The organism is Sulfolobales archaeon (genome assembly GCA_038897115.1).
GTDB lineage: Archaea > Thermoproteota > Thermoprotei_A > Sulfolobales > AG1 > AG1.
The window spans coordinates 1-17,951 of record JAWAXC010000016.1; the positions used below are offsets into that span (position 1 = coordinate 1).

Sequence of the window (17,951 nt, forward strand, 5' to 3'; positions counted from 1 at the left end):
ATGGATGGATATGACATTGTAAGGGTAGCCCTGATAAGGGGGTTGAGAGCTATAGCTGTAACAGATCACAATACATTCTCAGGATATAAGCTAGCATTGGAGGCGGTTGAGAGGATAGGAGCCAGCCTAGTAGTGATCCCCGGTATCGAGGTGAGAACAAGTAGAGGCGATCTAATAGCGCTATGTGAAAACCCAGAGCCCGAGATAGAGAGGGCTGTTGGAAAAGCGCCAGAGGAGATCATAGATCTCTCCAGGGAGAGGGGGTGTGTTACATATGCACCACACCCCTTTGACATAAGAAGGCTGGGGCTGGGAAGAGCTATATATGGTTTAAAGCTAGATGCCATCGAGGTATTCAATGCATTATCAGACCCCCTATCGAATAGAAAGGCTGAAAAGGCTAGGAGAGAGCTCGGGATAAGCGGTCTATCTAATAGCGATGCCCATGTAAAGGGCTTTGTAGGAGTCTCACACAATATATTCGAGGTAGGAGATCTAAGAGCTGAGGATATCCTAGAGGGGGTTAGAAGAGGGCCGCAAATGCTGGTTAAGGCGAGGCCTGGGATAACCAGCTATCTATCCCATATACTAAGGGTGAGAAGAGATGGAGCTAGATGTAATATATAGAAACGTGAAAAATAATCGATAAAGAAGGGGAAAATAAACCATATCAGGGAACTGGATATCGATAGAGTATGGGTTAACAATATTCGGCGTATAATTAATAAAGCTATGGTGGTTCCTTGAAGGCCCTCATATACTGGCCCTTAGCGAAGGAGGAGACCAGAAGGATTATTGAGAAGGGCTTATCCGAAGATCTAGATCTTATATGGGCGTCAAGCCTCGAAGACGCTGTGAAGGCCGTGGCTGAAGTCGAGATCTATATTGGGTCTGCACAGAACTGGGTTCTCGAGAAGGGGGAGAAGCTATTATTCCTCCAAGCAACACATGCAGGTGTAGATAATCTAGATCTTGGGCTGGCGAAGAGGAAAGGTGTTACCGTTGCTAGTGCGAAGGGTGTTAACTCTTTCTATGTAGCTGAAATGGCTCTAGCTCTCATGCTATCTCTTGTTAAAAGGATCCCTGAGTTTGATAGAATGGCTAAAAGAGATATCTTTCCACCCTATAGCTGGGAGTATTCCACTAGAACTCTGAAGGGCAGAACCATCGTAATACTGGGGTATGGGGGTATTGGAAGGGAGCTTGCAAGGCTTTTAAAACCATTCGGAGCGAGGGTTATAGGTGTTAGAAGGGAGGGTGGTGCTAGTGATGGCTATGCGGATCTGGTAATTAGTGTTAAAGATCTAGAGAGATATATTAGTGAGGCCGATTTCCTAGTTATAACAGCCCCCCTCACTAGAGAAACTAAGGGGCTTGTGAACAAAGATCTACTCTCTAGAATGAAGAAAGAAGCATATATAGTCAATGTTGGTAGAGGCGCTATAATAGATGAAGACTCATTATACGAAACGCTATCCAGCGGGTCTATCGCAGGCGCGGCCCTAGATGTCTGGTGGCTATACCCAGGCAGGGGTCAGGGTAGGGCTTACTCTTCGAGGGGGATACATATGATTGATAGAGTTATCGCAACCCCACATAGAGCTGGCTTTGTTGAGGAGGCTGAGAGGGATATAGCGATCTTTGTTGTGGAGAATGTTAAAAGGTTCATCAGGGGGGAGGAGCCATATGGACTTGTAGATCTTGATAAGGGCTATTAATAGGATTAAAAGCTATTTCAAGGAGTCAGATCCCATGAGATCTTGCCCTGGAGATACTCATCAACCGCTTGAGCAGCCTTAAGCCCAGAGGCTATGGCATTCCCTATAAGGCTAGGCCCTGTAACAACATCGCCAGCAGCGAAAACCCCCTTCATAGTTGTCCTCATCTTCTTATCAACCCATATCGTGTTATCCGGGTTTATCCTTAGCTCCTTATCATATATAGGTGGTGTGGGTATCTCGCCAATAGCTATTAGAGCCGAGTCTATCTCTAGAATAAACTCAGACCCCTCAATAGGTATTGGCCTAGGCCTACCACTCTTATCAGGCTCGCCAAGCCTCATTCTAATTAGCTCAACACCGGTTACACCTCTCTCCCTATCTCCTAGGAATCTCTTCGGCGCTGCCAACTCGATCCATATTACTCCTGACTTTATAAGCTTCTCTATCTCATGCCTCCTAGCAGGAGCCTCGTTAATAGTTCTCCTATAGATCATATATACTGTATCCGCACCAAGCTTCTTAGAAACCGCTGCTGCATCAACAGCCGTTAGTCCAGCACCTATAACAGCTACTCTCCTCCCAAGCGGTGGAAGATCCTCGAACCTCTCATAGCCAGCCTCTGCTCTGCAGTAGTGGAAGAGATAGTGGAATGCAGAATATACCCTAGGCAGATCCTCCCCCTCTATATTAAGCCTCCTCTCAGCCCATGTACCCGTAGCTATTATAACTGCATCATAACTCCTTAGGATCTCGTTAAACCCTATCTCCCCATCTCTATAGCCATTCCCAGGAACCACCTTCACCCTCTGGTGGAACTTAACACCCAGCCTAGCAAGATCCTGTGTACCCTCCCTCACATTCTTCTTCGGAATCCTGAAATCAGGGATACCATAGATCAGCAGCCCCCCTGGCTCCTCCATCATATCAAAGACATGCACCTCATAACCCCTACATATCAGGTAGCCCGCAGCAGCCAACCCAGCAGGGCCAGCACCTATAATAGCAACCCTTTTATCAAGCTTTTTCTGGGGAGGCGTGCTACATCTTGAAAATTTCAAATAGCTTCCCATCTAGATTATGCTCTCAAAGCCAATAAATACTGAGGCTCTATCAAAGGAGAACCTGGGGAAAACCTTTGATTATATATGAATACCTATGAATAGCCGTGGCTACAACAGTAGATATTTATTTAAGGTTGCATAGATATAGTTAGAGTGGTTTATCTGAAATTATCGAGGATTGTAGAGAGGTTCCTAGAGGAATACTGTAGAGAGACGCGAGAGGACTTCGAAGAGCTCATAAGATTAATAGAGAGGATTAGAAAGAGAATCGAGGAGGATAAGGATCTAACAAACCATCCAGCGATATTGAAGAAGCTGGATAAATTTAAAGAGGATTTCGAGCAAAAGGTTAGATGGACGATGATGAGATACACAGACCCGGAGGAAGAACCTATATGTGTGAGTGAAGCAATGCTCCGGCTAGATTTCTACGAGAAAAAGCTGGCCGATCTAGAGAGAGAGCTGGGACTCGTTAGAGATGCTGAGGCTGAGAAGAAGAGGCGTCGCCGCATACGCAAAGATCCCTGGGAGGATTATCCATTACCAATTATATAGAAGCATAGCACCAAGCTATAATAGATTAAAATGGAGATCGATGGGTTGAAGGTAAGCTAGAGGTTGAAGTTCTCTAGGAACCACTGGGCTGCAAGATCTAGATTCACTGGTTTATTCTGTATCTGAGAGCACTCCCTAGTTTTAGATGCAACATACTCCATCTTACCCATATCCTCATCGGAGAGGTTTAGAAGCCCCACAATCCTACCATTCAGCATCACAGCTAGCCTTCTGGAGAGGGATGCTTGCTCAATAATTCTCAGCGTCTCCTTATCAAGGGGGTCTAGGAAAGATGCGAGGAGAACCCTCTCCCCCTCTACAACGATATCCACACCTATAACAATTACACATCCATGGGGGGTTGAAATAGCCAGACCAGTTGCCCTAGAATCTCTTGGAATAGCTATATCACCCCATAGATCGGATTCTTTAACCTCTATAGCTATAGCGTCCTGAACACTTCTCACATACCCTCTCACAACTAGAACCATAGCCCATCTATATCCATGATCCCCTCAGCTCTTATAAGGACTAGATAATACATTAAACCAAATAACCTCCTCCCACTCCGAAGGCCAGAGCTTTTTGATCATATGATTTGAAGGGCTTGCTTTCCCTTGACCAGGCTTTTTAGATATATAGATAGCTGGGATAAACATACATGGATAAGCTGTTATGGCTAAACCCATGTTACATGATCTAAGTAGCTATCCATTTCTAGTGGATCTAGATAGGTTCCTTGAGAAAGAGGGGCTTCCCAGAAGCATTGAAGATCTACTAGCCTCTAGATATGCGGAGATCGGATTTAAAAGGGTTATCGCGGATATCGAGGGTGTCTTTAACTCTAGCGAGGGTCAAGACTATATCGAGAAGATCCTCGGCTTCTACATGGGCGCCTTATTAGCATCTATGACAGAGGATAGGAGGATCTATAGAAGATTCTCGGAGGCTGAGGCTGAGAGGGTGTATAGGCATCTCCTCAGCTCCTCCCCCGAGGATGTGATCTACATTATATCTCTTATGGGCTATAGGGTTGAGAGGACTCGGGAGGAGGAGCTATGCACCGCCATAGGGTTCGAGAGATCCTCCTATGGGTTGAAGTTTAGATGCTACTCCTATAAAATCCCCCTCCCAGATTATCTGAGGATCCTTACAGCTACAGGGATCTCTGATCCGAGGTATAGGCTTGTCAATAGACCTGTGAGCAAGGGGTATGTATATATTGAGAATAAAGAGATGTTAGCAAGGATCTGCTCATCACTGGCAAGGATAAGGATAGAGGGTATGCTGAGGCCCCGTCCAGTGCATGAGGCTGCTAAACCATATGTTGATGAGATCATTAGAAGGGCTAGGGAGAAGCTGGGTGCTAGGGAAGGAGATGCTAAGGCCGAGGAGAGCGGCCGTGATATTAAGAGATATTCTTGGATCGAGAAAATAGTATCCACAGGCCTGCCAGATGGTAGGAAGAGATTTCTACTATATGTGCTGACCCCCTACCTCGCAACCATACTCAAGCTTGAGGAGGATGATGCTTTGAAGATTGCTAGGGAGTTCCTCGATAACAGCTGTAGGAACTATGGAAGCTGTGGCAAGGTATATGACTCCTGGATTAGATCAGCGTTTAAGGGCGCAAAGCAAAAAGGTATAAAGCCGGCGAGGCTTGAGAGGCTTGATGAGGAGGTTAGAAAGATTATCGAGGAGATCCTCTCGAAAGCATCCTAACACTATATATAGCCCTTTCAACAGCTGTATAGCCTGTTAGAACTGTGAACACAACCATAGCGATATCCATAGCCTCCCTGCTTAGGAGGCCTATAAGCATAACTATGATAAGGCCGAAGATCCTCTCACCCCTCTCCATAAGGCCAACACCAGAGATATAGATCCCTAGGGACTCGGCTCTAGCCCTCACATAGCTTATCAATAGACTCAACCCCGCAGCTATATATACCAACACTGGTGAGACGCCCAACACCATCAGCGACCCTATATATGCTAGATCGGATATCCTATCACATAGAGAATCTAGGAAAGCTCCCCTGCTACTCACACGGCCAGAGGATCTCGCGACCTCCCCATCTATAGCGTCTAGCAGTGATGAGATAGCTATTGCTATTAACGCACCTATGATCCCGTGGAGATATGCTGCGAGAGGAGCCATCATAGCAACCACGAGACCTGAGATCGTTATTACATTGGGATCTATATTGCTTCTTGCAATAGCTAGTGCAATAGGCTTTAGAGGCCTTACCAAAGCCCCCTTTATCCTGTTAAGCATCTACCGCCTCCCCAGAATCTCTGCAACCCTATTATATGCCCTGGAAAAAACCTCCCTACCAACTGTGAGGAGCTCGCCATTATCTACAACAATATCGTTACCAACGATTACAGTCTCGATTCTAGGGGCGCCCGATATAACTAGATCGGCGGCAACCGCCTCATTCACAAGAGCCTCGGGGATCCACCATGGTGGCTGGGATATATCTAGTATTATTATATCGCTAAACCTCCCAGGCTCTATAACACCTGTGTATAGACCAACCTTGTTAGAGGCCCATATAGTTGCGCTCCCAAGTATATCTAGGGGGTTGAAACCCCTGATCCTGGCTATTGTGAAGTGTCTATTAAGAGACCAGGAGAGATCTCTATAGATCCCATATCCCGATCCTGGTTGCCAGAGATCCATGTGATCCTCGGTATAGATCGATAGATCTGGTTTTACACCGCACTCCAAAGGCGGATCTACATAGAGGATCCTATCGCCCCTCAATCTACGGCAGGCGTCACCATATACTATCAACGGCATATCGCTTGGGATCAAGCCCATCTCATCCCCCCTTACAGCGGATTCCGAGCATATAGAGCCTGTAACTAGGATTGAGGAGTTATCCCTTCTATGCCACTTCCTAGCCGAGCTAGAGATCTCTCTAGACCATTCATCCCTATCAAAGCCCTTTTCAAGGCATGGAGCTGCTATAATCCTTAACCCCACATTCTCTGCAGCCTTCACAATCGGCTCTACATATCTATCCACAGATAGGACAGTGGTTATCCCCCTCACAGCTAGTGCTGCGAGTGAGATTGTAGATATAAGCTGTAGATCGTTGTTACTCATATTATCAATAATATCTTCTATATTTTTAACACCTCTCCCTAAGATGCCTCTGAATGGATAGATGGCGAGCCTTGAGAAGAGAGCTATTAAGCCTGGAATAGCTAGCTTCCCCCTACCCCCTATAACTATATCTGGGATCTCGAGATCCTCTGGAGGCGATCCAGGACCAACGCTTCTGATCAAACCATTATCTATAAATATATATCCCCTACCTATCAGCCCCTCATATTTTGTTGACATGGTCAATATCGAGATATCCTCTATAAGGATCTTCATCGCTATCTCCTCACAATACTTGGGTAGAAGTATTTCTTACCACTCCTCTCCTTCAGAGAATCCCACTCACTCAAGATCCTCACAGCCTCGTTTGCAACCCTTATCATGAGATCAACTCCTGCGTCTGGCACAAACTCGCCCGTCTCTCTATTCGCTATAACCGAGCATATAGCCCCAGCCCTAGCACCATATATATTGCTTAGCGTGAAGATCGTTGCAGCCTCCATCTCGAAGTTAATCACATTCGCATCCCTCAAAACCCCCACAAGATCCTTGGACCATGGAGGCATATAATCCCTATAACCAGGCCTACCCTGCCCAACATAGAAGCTATCGGTGCTAGCCGTTATACCAACAACATATCTAGCACCGAGAGCCTCTGCAGCCTCTATCAATGCTAGGACAACCTCGTAGCTCGCTACAGCTGGGTATTCCGGGAATATATAGGCTCTGCTAGCACCATCCATCCTCACAGATGCTATAGAGATCACAAGATCCCCTATCCCAACATCCCTTCTAAGGGAGCCCGTAGTCCCAACTCTTATAAAGGTATCTGCACCAACTCTGAGGAGCTCCTCAACAGCTATAGCGGTTGAGGGCCCCCCAATACCGGTGGAGGTGGCTGAGATCCTAACCCCTTTATACTCACCAGTATATGTTACATACTCCCTATGGCTAGCAACATGCCAATATCTATCCCAGGTTCTAGCGATCCTGGGAACCCTCTCCGGATCTCCTGGAAGCAATACATATCTAGCCACATCCCCCTCGCCAACCAGTAGGTGGTACTGCTTACCAGCTATGGTTGGCTTTTCAGAAAGCATTTCAGACCCCCTCTATCTTGTTAATCCTCCCCCCATAATAGTGATAGGCCTCCTTTATCCAGACCTCTATATCTAACCTAATATCAAAGACAATATATTTATAAAGCCTATTCCTCTGACATAGGGTAGAAACATTAGGATCTTTTAGGGTTGTTCATATCCTTTTTAAAGCTGTTAGACATCCCGATGCTATGTATCTATCAAGGCTATGTCTCCCCACTGCTTCACCATGCTCCTTAGCATATAACAGCTTAAATAATGGGTTAGCTAATGATCTAGATTCCCTATTAAAACTATTCTGCGGCATTCATTATCGCCTCTACATATATCTCCTACGAGGTTCTCGACCTCGTTTATAGAGCTCTTAGCTATTTCATCAACCCTATAACCTAGATCCATATATCTTCTAGCCTGGATATATGTTGATAGCTTATCACATATATGGGCTAGCTTAGATGCTGTTGAACTGCCATCTCTATACTCTTTATATAAGTTATAGATTGCCTCAGATCCTATTGCTCTTACAGCCCTCTCCTCAATCTCCTCCTTTATATCTCCAAGCTCTCTAGAGGTATATCTATTGAGATCCCCCATAACCCCTTCTCCAATATCATGTACAAGGGCTATCACCACAGATCTTATAGCATCATCATAGCCTATAATGCCCAGCCTAGCTAGCCTATAGCCTATCTCAAGGCATATGATAGAAGCCTCATATATATGGGATGCCACAACCTCCGCTAGAGCTGGGGGAACACCCCTCTGAACCCACCCTGTTCTAGGCATGTTCTTAAGCGCTTCTAGCACTTCGAGGAGCTTCTCCAAAGGTCTATCTACCAAACTATGGTATCAGCCATAGGTTATAAGCGGGTCTAGAAAGTCCACTGGAAGGGGCTTCCCAGCCTTGGTTATCTCATCATACTTCCTCTCGAGGAAAGCTATGAAGACAGGGCATGCCTCGAACCTACCGTCTCTATCACATCTCTCACCAAGCCTTAGGAAGCATGCAACCGTCTTCTTATCATAGTATGGACAGATCTTGTGGTACTGCTTAGCACTCCTTATCATCCTCTCAACCCACCTCTTCTTAGGATCCTTCTTAGCTTTAGCCTCAAGATCGAGTGCCCTTCTAATCTCCTCCTCAGAGATCTTATAGCTCATAATACTCACCCCACGATCTCTTCCCAATCCTTATATATATGTGGCATCAGCGGTATATTAGCTTTAACGCCCTTGGCTACTGTTTTTGAGTTTCACAATGGCTATGGTTGCTGATGTTAAATGCGTTCACCCTTAGTGCTATGATATATGCATCTACAGCATGTCTATCCAATCCTCCCATTCATAACCCAAGGCTCAGAAACTTTGTAGCTAGCTGCTTAGTTAGAAAACAGCACTATGATCTCTATGAGCAGTGCGAGGGGGAGAAAGCCGCCCGAAGAAGCTCTCCACACTTCCAAGAGGAGATCAGCCCCCATAGGCTGTGTGGAGAGAGGATAGAGTGTTGAGGGCGAGCGAAGATATAAAACACTATGAACCGCTATGAAGACCCAGCCTCGCATAGACTCCAATGCTAGGGATAAGCCCTCTTCATAAGGTTTAATTAGATGAGTAGATAATACTTTAAACAACTATATATTTATTAGTAAGATTGTATAGCTATTAATATAGATGGCTAGAGGCGGGGTATCTAAGAGATTTAATTAGCCAGTTATAATTTTTGAAACGAAAAAATATTGGGGGATTTTGCTTAAAAAGGCAATAATACCTCTTGGAGGTCTTGGAACAAGGCTATACCCCCTCACGGTTGATACTTCTAAGGCAATGGTTAGATTCCTCAATAGACCTTTAATCGAGCATATCCTGGTCTCACTAGCATCTCAGGGTATTAAGGAGTTCTATATAGGTGTTAGCGGTTATTACAACTACACACAGATCCACGACTATCTCGGGGGTGGTGAGAGGATCGCATCTCTTCTGGGATTACCAGCCGATACTGTGAGGGTTAGGTATCAACCCAACTTCGTCACAAGTGGTAATGCGGAGTCTGTTAAGATCTTGATGGACTACTACGATATAAGAGAGCCTGTCTTGGTTGTGCAGGGTGATATAATCTTCAACATAGATCTATATGATCTCTGGGAGGCACATAGATCTTCAGGTGCTATAATGACAATAGTCCTTAAAGAGCTAGATCCAGGTGAGGATATCAGGAGATTCGGTGTGGCAGTGCTAGATAGAGATATGATGATAAAAGGGTTCATCGAAAAACCTAGATCACCTGAGCAAGCACCATCAAGACTTATAAATACTGGGATATATGTTGTAGGGCCCTGGATAAGGGAGTTCTTCGAAGATGAGAGAGGTAGGAGGATGAGGGAGAGTGGGCAGACGGACTTCGGAAGCCATGTAATCCCAGAGATCATATCTAGAGGGGAGAGGGTGAGAGGCTATATCATGAGTGGATATTGGTTTGACATTGGCACGCCCGAGAGCTATATGAAGGCATCATTCTACCTCTTGAGAACCCTTAGTAAAGAGGAACTCAGGGTTACCAGGGTATATGGTGGGGTTAAGATGATGGGCAGAAGCTCCTTATCAAGGACTCTTCAGGAGAGGATCATAGGTATGATTGAGAAGAAATTAGTAAAGGTTGAGGGCGATATACTCCTAGGCAGGCATATAGATCTAGGTGAGGGGGTTGAGTTATGGGATGCCATAATAGATAACTATACAATTCTCATGAAGGGCTCTAGAATCATAAGATCCATAGTAATGGATAGATGCGTAATAGGGGAGAAAGCCTCGATTGAGGGGAGTATATTGGGGAGACATGTATATGTTGGAAGAGGGGCTAGGATCGTAAATAGCGTTATTGGAAACAACGTGGTTATAGGCGAGGGAGCCATAGTCATGAATTCAAAGATATGGCCTGGAAAATCCGTTGAGCAGGGTTCTGTGGTAGAGAATAAGGTTTATATGTAGCTAGGTTTTTAAAGTGCGGAGGTCTATCTTGAGGGTTTTAGCAATAGATCCTGGGACAATATCAACAGGGGTTATAGTGGTATCTGGTGACACGTTGGAGGAATACTATGAAATCCCATCATCAGTGCTCAGCTCAGATCCTGAGGAGCTATTTAGAGATATAGAGAGGCATAAACCTGATATCATTGTTGCGCCATCGGGCTACGGCCTACCCCCGATAGATATTAGAAAACTTAGCATTGGGGAGAGGCTCTCAGCGCTCATGATCTCTGAAGATGATCCAGGAATATTTGAGTTGAAATACATATCATATTTCTTGAAAAACATCGATAGGCTAGAGATCCCTGTTATAGGGATTCCAGGGGTTATCAACCTAGCTAGCATACCAATTAGCAGGAAGATCAATAGATTCGATCTGGGGACCGCTGATAAAGTAGCTGTTACTGTTCTAGCATCTATAATACATAGTAATGGAGATCCCGAGAGGCTTTCGAAAAGCAGCTTCATAGTCCTCGAACTAGGAGCCTTCACAGCTGGGATAGCGGTTAGAGATGGTAGAATCGTTGATGGTGTTGGGGGGACGCTATTCCCGATAGGGATCATATCTAGTGGTGGTTGGGATGGGGAGATAGCTGTGATGCTCGGTAGAAGAATCTATAAGAGGGATCTCTTCAGAGGCGGTCTTAGAGATATATGTGGCGAGATAGATATAGAGGTTATAAAGAGCAAATGCCCAGAGGGTTATGAGAGATATCTTGAAGATATAGCGAAGACGATAGCTATGCTATCAACATCTATTCTCAGGGGTAGAGGCTCTAGATCATGGGGTGATATAAAGGTATATATATCGGGGAGGGGTGCTGTTAAAACCCTTATAAACGATCTATCGAGTGGCTATGGCATAGACATAGAGATCCTCAAAAGCTACTATGGGAATAGGGTTAAGAGGGCTGCTGAAGGCGCTGCCCTCTATGGCCTTGCATGGGCTGGGTATAAGGATCGAAGGCTTCTAGAGGTGCTAGGCATATTTAACTGGGTCCCCACAAGGCTTATCCTCTATGGGTGGGAGTAGAAATAGGGATCTAGCTCTAGCCGCTCTGGAGAAGCTCTAGATTATTAGATCTGAGGGACATCCTTTAGCATAATAGAGACTTGGAAACACCATTTATTTAGGGTTAGATAGCTATCATATCTTAGTGGAGTATTTGAGGGCAAGGATCCTCGCGCTAACCTCCCTAGCACACTATATAAACGATGGCTGTGGCATAGCATATGCCACGACATACCCTATATTCATAAATAGGGGCTATAGCTATCTAGATGTTTCATTCGTCTCCGCATCCTATCTCGCAACATCAGCTGTTTCAAGCATATTTATGGGAAGACTGGGAGATATTGTTAAAAGGCCTGCCATGCTGCTTGGCTCTGGAATAGCTCTGTGGTCGCTAGCGATCCTCATGCTCGGGCTATCGATATATAGTATTGGGGAGTGGATCTCAACCCCCCTCCTCTATATCTCAGCCCTTATAGGGGGTGTTGCCAGCTCTATCTACCACCCGGTTGGTGCGAGCATATTATCGAGTTATTTTATATCAGATAGAGGTCTCGCCCTAGGGATTAACGGTGCCATGGGGGCTCTTGGGAGAACTAGCTATCCCTTGATCATAACGCTGTTGCTCAGTATAACAACAGCTGGTTTAATACCCCTAGCACTAGTATCTCTAGCCTCGGCTATGGCGATATTCATAGCTATTGGGGGGATTGTGCAGAACAGGGAGAGAGATCCAGGAGGGGCTTCTATAGCAATACCAAGAGAGGTTATACCCTCGATAGCAATTCTAGCCTCTATCGCAATTGCAAAGGGGATCCTCTCCCAGGGGGTTGTAACATATCTATCTACCTTCATAAATCAGAGGCTCGGGATATCCTACGGGGTCGAGGTTGGGGCTCTAACATCACTAGCACTCGCAGGATCGATAGTCTCCCAGCCGCTCCTTGGAATGCTCTCCGATAGGCTTGGGAGGGATAGAACAATGATCCTCACAACCCTCATGGGATCTCTCTCGATCTATGGCTTTCTCGAGCTATATAGATTCTCAATCGCATCCTACATACTTCTCTTCCTATTCGGAGTATTTGCATTCGAGGCATTCACCCTCCTACTATCATATGTCTCAGATATAGTCCCCCAGAGATATGTGAGCACTGCTAACAGCATTGTATGGGGGTTAGGGCTAACAGCAGGTGGATCTATAGGGCCTATCATAGTTGGGCTAACAGCCTCCTCCACCTCACTCGAAGCGGGATATGCCCTAGTAGCCTCTATAAATATGCTCACAATACCACTAATCTATATAGCCTCTAAAAGGTACTCGCCAGCTAGGATAAGATCCGGTTCTAGATACCCATAGATCAGTGGTTATAGATAAGCGCTTCCCTAGATACAGAAGCTAGATAGATGCTTAATATCGCCTATACAATAATATCTACAGTCATGAGTAGAAGTAGTAGAAAGGGTAGGAGATCCGGATATCACCGGTATTATCTTGTTGCAGCTCTATCTATAATTATAGCTATAGTCATCTACCTCTCTATACCATCGATTACAGATTATATAGCTAGAGAGAATGTTGCTAGGCTTCTAGCATCTAGACCCGACTGCTCCTCCCTCCCTAAAAAAGCTCTGATAGCGGATAGCCTCTCTATAGACTACCCAAATGAGGTCCTTATAAACAGGATCTCAGAGCTTCTGAGAAGGGCTGGATATTCTGTTGATATTAAGAGGGGGGCTGATGTTACCCCAGAGCTATATTCAAGGCTGAATCAATATTCGATCGTGGTTTTAAGAATACATGGGGGGAAAGCTGATGTGATAGTTGATGGCAGAGATATAAAGATCAACGGCCTCTTCACAGGCCTTGAGTGGAGGGATGAGTATATGGGGTTTAAGCTGAATGGCACAGGCACTAGGGCCTATCCATATAACTCTACCAAGGCCTATCTAGCTGTGCTTCCAAAGTTCTTCTATGAAGAGCTCGAAGGACTATTCTGCAGAGGATCTGTTGTTATAGTTGCAAGCTGCTACTCACTCTACACAAGGGATATAGCTGATACCCTTGGATCTAAAGGCCTATCCTACTACATAGGGTTCGAGGGGCTTGTAAGCGTTAACTATATCGATAATGCCCTTGAAAGACTACTAGATCTTGTCTTCACTAAAAACCTCACATGGGTAGAAGCTGTTGAGGAGGTTCTCAGAGAACTCGGCCCCGACCCAACTATGGGTGAATATATGATGATTATAAACTATAGAAGCTAAGATTTATGCTGAGATAGGAGAGCCGGGATCTATAGGTAGAGCCACATAGCTTGGAGATCTATTACTAGATACTGAACCCAAGATCCTTCATAGCAGCTTATAAGCCCAGTCTATAACCATTATAATCGTGAGAAGAGGGCTTTGAAATCCCTGAGGCTATATTCCCTCCTCAGCAATCTAGCAAATGGTTTGGCCAACCCTTTTGTTGGGTTCTTTGTTGTATCCTCTAACGTTCCAACATATATGGTATCGCTAGTATCTTCCGCATCAACAGCTCTGCCTGGGATATCACAGATAGCGGTTTTCAGGATAAAGACAGATCCTAGGATGATGACTATTATAGGCACCATGGTCACTGGGGTTATATGGATTATAGCTGGGATAGTCTCTTCAATGGGGTTTCTATTCGTGGGTCTATATCTAGCAACCCAGATCGCTGCAGGGATAGCTACGCTTGGATGGTCACTAATCCTCGAGAGGATCAGCAGGGGTAGGAGGGGTTTTGAGCTGGCTAGATATTCCTTCTATGCAAATGCAGGCTCGCTATTAGCAACGCTAATCACAGGCTATCTCGTTGGGAGGAACCTAGGCTATATAGCATATTCCTACATAGCAACAGGTGTTCTCCTCATAATCAGCTCGCTAACGGTTCTAAGCTATAGGGAGGAGCAGAGCCAGCCAATAGAGAAATCCTATGCCAAAGTTAAGACCTCTGAGAGAGGTGGCGAGAACAGCCTCTTAAAGAGGTTCTACATAGTTAATTTCCTATATATGATAGTCATGTCACTAGCCTGGCCGCTATTCCCGATAGCCCAGGTTCATAAATTTAGAATGAGCGCTACCGAGGTTGGAATCTTAACTGTGATCGCAGGTGTCTCCTCTCTAGCTATGCAGCGAATAGTTGGTTCCCTGGTGGATCTCAATAGGAAAGCTGTTATGTTCATAGGAAGGCTCCTCCTAGCCTCCTTCCCCCTAGGCTATGCCTTCTCAACAGATGTTTACCAGCTATACGCCGTGCAGGTTATATCGGGCTTCACAAACTCTGCTGTAATAGCCTATACATCATATGTCATGGATCACTCGATCGATAAGAGAAGAGCCCTCTCAATATTTAACTTCTTAAACGGCATAGGCACAGTCATAGGATCCATAATAGGGGGATTTCTATACACAGCTATATCATCTATAGAGGATCCCGTGGAAACAGTAGATCTCCTAATGACCATAATAGGGATTATAAGGATAGCTGCATCAATACCATACCTTTATATCAGAGATGTTAAAACCACAACATAGGGCCCACAATATTTGTGAAGCCCAAAAATATCGTTATAATCATAATTAATAGCTATCATTGCTGATCTCCTCCTCACCCTAGAGAGCAGGTTTCTAGCTATAATTATTATATAATATATAATAGCTATTCAGAAACGATTGGTCAAGCATTGTCGAGACCCAATAGCTAGCATATCCCAGCTTAAACCTAGATCGAGTCATGATATACCATTACACTTCAAGATATCTCCTAAGCTTTTCTATGAGCTTCAGAGCATCCTCTCTATGTATCTCGAAGGTTTTTCTTGTGAGGAAATTATGGTAGAAGTTAGCATGGAGAGTCTCGGTACTCGAGAAAAGCCTAGTATAATCTGGATCGCCTGTCTTTTCAGTTAGATATAATGATATCTCCTTTAAATCTCTATGGCTATAGTGTGGAAGCCTCTCCCTCTCACCGATAGCGTTTAAAAGACGCACTATAGCACCCCACAGTTTCTCGGAAGCCTGTGTAATGTCTCCTCTCGCGGCTAACTCTTCAGCTTCTTTTAGATATTTCTCATGTAATTTAACATACATCTCAAACCTTTCCCTAGGATCGAGTCTCTCTATTAAAAACTCCACTATAATATCCTCAACACTCATCCCACGCCTCCTAGCGATCTCGACGAGAACCGTGTAGAGCTCGTTGGGTACGTTTATGGATGCCAATCCACACATAGCTCTACACCATTTCTCTTTATCGTACCAAAACTTATGCTAATAACAACCGAAAAAGCCTCGCCTTTATAGAGTAGGGAGGAGATTGGACTTCGCGGCTATCAAAATATAAGTGTTTAAGCGATTTATACCTGAGGAGGTGTTTCTAGTGGCAGAGATAGAGGTCATACTGGGTGGTCCGCAGGGCGGGGGTATAGAGACTGCTGCACAGATCTTCATGAGGGCTCTTGCGAGGACGGGGTTATATGTATATGGTAAGAGGGAGTATTTCTCCAACATAATGGGTAGGCATAGCTATTTCCAGGTCAGGGCTAGGGATAGACCTGTTAGATCCGTTAGAAGTAAGGTGGATGTTGTTGCAGGGCTAGACGCTGAGTCTATAGCAACGCATTTCGACGATATAGTGCCGGGGGGAGCAATTATATTTGATCCCTCCTTCGCCCAGACAAGGATAGACGCTCTACCCATGATGGAGCCTGATACCAAGGAGTTTGTTAAGGAAAAGCTGAGGAGCAGTGGTTATCAAGCAACCGTTCAGGGGGCTCTGATGTATGCTGAGGAGAAGCTGGGGGCGAAGCTCTATCCACTCCCATATCAGAAGATGCTCGCAGAAACAGCTGAGAGGCTCAAGGCTGGGAGCCTCTCGGCTGTCCAGAGGTTTCTAAACACCGTTGTCCTCTCAGCAGTCTCAGCCTTGATAGGGGTGCCTCTAGAGGCCTTTAAGAAGGGTCTTGAAGATGTTTTCGGCGTTAGAAGGCCACAGGTTATAGAGCAGAACATGGTTGTAGCTGATATAGTCTATAGCTATGTTAAGAATAACTTCAACAACTTCGACAAGAGGATCGATGGGTTCAAGCCTAGGAACGAGCAGATGGCTATAGTAAATGGTAACGAGGCCGTAGCGATAGGAAAGATCCTCGGGGGATTATCATTCCAGACATACTATCCAATAACACCGGCAGCAGATGAGAGCTTCTTCCTCGAGAGCTACGAGCTATCCGAGGTGGATCCGGAGTTTAGGGAGGAGGCAGAGCTTTTAAAAGGAGCGGGGATAGTGATCTTCCAGGCTGAGGACGAGCTAGCAGCTATAAACATGGCGATAGGCGCGGCCCTCACAGGTGCTAGGAGTGCTACAGCAACAAGCGGCCCCGGCTTCTCTCTAATGGCCGAGGGCCTCGGCTGGGCTGGTATGAATGAGGTGCCCGTGGTTGTCACACTATATATGAGGGGAGGACCCAGCACAGGGCTCCCGACAAGGGATAGCCAGGCTGATCTGCTATTCGCATTATCGGCAGGGCATGGAGAGTTCCCAAGGATAGTGATATCCTCAGGGGATCATGAGGAGGCTATATACGACGCTGTTAAGGCCCTCAACTGGGCTGAGATATATCAGTGTCCCGTGATCCACCTGGTGGAGAAGAACCTGGCAAACTCATGGGCTATGGTGAGAATGTATGATAAGGATAGGATAAAGATTCTCAGGGGTAAGGTGGTTAGAGAGCCTGTGAAGGATTACAAGAGATTCGCCTTCACAGAAGACGGAATATCGCCTAGAGCCTTTATAGGGACACCAGGTATTGTCATGTGGTATACCGGGGACGAGCATGATGAGCATGGACACATAACAGAGGATCCCGAGACAAGGTATGCGATGTATATGAAGAGGCTTAAGAAGCTAGAGACAGCTGATAGAGAGATCCCGGAGGAGGAGAGGGCTATACTATATGGAGATGAGAACGCAGATATAACCATCGTGAGCTGGGGCTCTACCAAGGGAGCTATACTAGATGCTATGGAGGTTCTAAGGGATAAGGGCTATAAAATCAGATTCCTACAGATAAAGGTCTTCAGCCCATTCCCCAAGAACCTTGTCAGAAAGATCCTTGGGAGCTCTAACATAGTGATAGATATAGAGAACAACTATCTAGGCCAGGCAGCCAGGGTCATAGCTATGGAAACTGGTATAGTGATTAAACACAAAGCACTTAAGTGGACAGGAAGACCGATCACTGAGACAGAGGTTATCAAGGCTGTTGAAAGTGTTGTTAAAGAGGGCGCTGAGATAATCCATCTAAAAGACGGTAAATAAGGATCTTATGTCGA

The 17,951-nt window shown here is 45.4% G+C and carries 18 protein-coding genes; 10 read left to right on the forward strand and 8 right to left on the reverse strand.

Annotation, left to right across the window (positions count from 1 at the left end; translation table 11 throughout):
• Together QXE01_03445 and QXE01_03450 are read left to right on the forward strand one after the other, a co-directional pair.
• Positions 1 to 627: PHP-associated domain-containing protein (locus tag QXE01_03445; protein MEM4970288.1), on the forward strand; the 627-nt coding region annotated here is incomplete at its 5' end.
• A 116-nt stretch (positions 628 to 743) separates the two neighbouring features.
• Positions 744 to 1,718, forward strand: coding sequence for a 2-hydroxyacid dehydrogenase (locus QXE01_03450; protein ID MEM4970289.1), 975 nt, complete (start codon positions 744 to 746; stop codon positions 1,716 to 1,718).
• Positions 1,719 to 1,735: 17 nt separating this feature from the next.
• On the opposite strand, the gene QXE01_03455 is transcribed toward QXE01_03450, so the two are convergent.
• Positions 1,736 to 2,779, reverse strand: coding sequence for an FAD-dependent oxidoreductase (locus QXE01_03455; GenBank protein MEM4970290.1), 1,044 nt, complete (start codon positions 2,777 to 2,779; stop codon positions 1,736 to 1,738).
• Between the two features lie 156 nt (positions 2,780 to 2,935).
• On the opposite strand from QXE01_03455, the gene QXE01_03460 reads away from it, so the two are divergent.
• Positions 2,936 to 3,337: a hypothetical protein gene (locus QXE01_03460; protein MEM4970291.1), complete on the forward strand. Its 402-nt coding sequence runs from the start codon at positions 2,936 to 2,938 to the stop codon at positions 3,335 to 3,337.
• A 56-nt stretch (positions 3,338 to 3,393) separates the two neighbouring features.
• Here the strand turns inward: QXE01_03460 and QXE01_03465 are convergent, their stop codons facing one another.
• The gene (locus tag QXE01_03465) at positions 3,394 to 3,828 is read right to left on the reverse strand and encodes a hypothetical protein (protein ID MEM4970292.1); all 435 of its coding nucleotides are present in this window, start codon (positions 3,826 to 3,828) and stop codon (positions 3,394 to 3,396) included.
• 184 nt (positions 3,829 to 4,012) lie between these two features.
• On the opposite strand from QXE01_03465, the gene priX reads away from it, so the two are divergent.
• Positions 4,013 to 5,059 carry a DNA primase noncatalytic subunit PriX gene (gene priX / locus QXE01_03470; protein MEM4970293.1) on the forward strand — a complete coding sequence of 349 codons (1,047 nt, stop codon included), beginning with the start codon at positions 4,013 to 4,015 and terminating at the stop codon, positions 5,057 to 5,059.
• On the opposite strand, the gene QXE01_03475 is transcribed toward priX, so the two are convergent.
• The 5 genes from QXE01_03475 to QXE01_03495 form a co-directional block, all read right to left on the reverse strand.
• Entirely contained in the window at positions 5,028 to 5,615 is a 588-nt protein-coding gene (locus QXE01_03475; protein ID MEM4970294.1) for a CDP-alcohol phosphatidyltransferase family protein, read from the reverse strand. The genes priX and QXE01_03475 overlap by 32 nt on opposite strands.
• A complete protein-coding gene (locus tag QXE01_03480; GenBank protein MEM4970295.1) occupies positions 5,616 to 6,728 on the reverse strand; it encodes a hypothetical protein in 1,113 nt (370 codons plus the stop codon). It abuts the gene before it with no gap.
• 2 nt (positions 6,729 to 6,730) lie between these two features.
• Entirely contained in the window at positions 6,731 to 7,552 is an 822-nt protein-coding gene (gene udp / locus QXE01_03485; GenBank protein MEM4970296.1) for a uridine phosphorylase, read from the reverse strand.
• Between the two features lie 267 nt (positions 7,553 to 7,819).
• Entirely contained in the window at positions 7,820 to 8,392 is a 573-nt protein-coding gene (locus QXE01_03490) for an HD domain-containing protein (protein ID MEM4970297.1), read from the reverse strand.
• A 9-nt stretch (positions 8,393 to 8,401) separates the two neighbouring features.
• Positions 8,402 to 8,713: a hypothetical protein gene (locus QXE01_03495; protein ID MEM4970298.1), complete on the reverse strand. Its 312-nt coding sequence runs from the start codon at positions 8,711 to 8,713 to the stop codon at positions 8,402 to 8,404.
• A 585-nt stretch (positions 8,714 to 9,298) separates the two neighbouring features.
• Here QXE01_03495 and QXE01_03500 point away from each other — a divergent pair.
• The 5 genes from QXE01_03500 to QXE01_03520 all read left to right on the forward strand — a co-directional run bounded on the left by QXE01_03500 (position 9,299) and on the right by QXE01_03520 (position 15,152).
• Entirely contained in the window at positions 9,299 to 10,537 is a 1,239-nt protein-coding gene (locus QXE01_03500) for an NDP-sugar synthase (protein MEM4970299.1), read from the forward strand.
• 13 nt (positions 10,538 to 10,550) lie between these two features.
• On the forward strand, positions 10,551 to 11,609 hold the full coding sequence (locus QXE01_03505) for a DUF1464 family protein (protein ID MEM4970300.1): 1,059 nt from the start codon (positions 10,551 to 10,553) through the stop codon (positions 11,607 to 11,609).
• Positions 11,610 to 11,742: 133 nt separating this feature from the next.
• Complete coding sequence (locus QXE01_03510) at positions 11,743 to 12,948, forward strand: MFS transporter (GenBank protein MEM4970301.1); 1,206 nt, start codon at positions 11,743 to 11,745, stop codon at positions 12,946 to 12,948.
• A gap of 47 nt (positions 12,949 to 12,995) precedes the next feature.
• A complete protein-coding gene (locus QXE01_03515; GenBank protein ID MEM4970302.1) occupies positions 12,996 to 13,856 on the forward strand; it encodes a hypothetical protein in 861 nt (286 codons plus the stop codon).
• A gap of 141 nt (positions 13,857 to 13,997) precedes the next feature.
• Positions 13,998 to 15,152 carry an MFS transporter gene (locus QXE01_03520; GenBank protein MEM4970303.1) on the forward strand — a complete coding sequence of 385 codons (1,155 nt, stop codon included), beginning with the start codon at positions 13,998 to 14,000 and terminating at the stop codon, positions 15,150 to 15,152.
• Positions 15,153 to 15,362: 210 nt separating this feature from the next.
• Here QXE01_03520 and QXE01_03525 read toward each other — a convergent pair whose 3' ends face one another.
• Positions 15,363 to 15,848 carry a PaREP1 family protein gene (locus tag QXE01_03525; protein ID MEM4970304.1) on the reverse strand — a complete coding sequence of 162 codons (486 nt, stop codon included), beginning with the start codon at positions 15,846 to 15,848 and terminating at the stop codon, positions 15,363 to 15,365.
• Positions 15,849 to 15,996: 148 nt separating this feature from the next.
• Between QXE01_03525 and QXE01_03530 the strand changes: the two genes are divergently transcribed.
• Positions 15,997 to 17,937, forward strand: coding sequence for a 2-oxoacid:ferredoxin oxidoreductase subunit alpha (locus tag QXE01_03530; GenBank protein ID MEM4970305.1), 1,941 nt, complete (start codon positions 15,997 to 15,999; stop codon positions 17,935 to 17,937).
• Positions 17,938 to 17,951 lie beyond the last annotated feature (14 nt).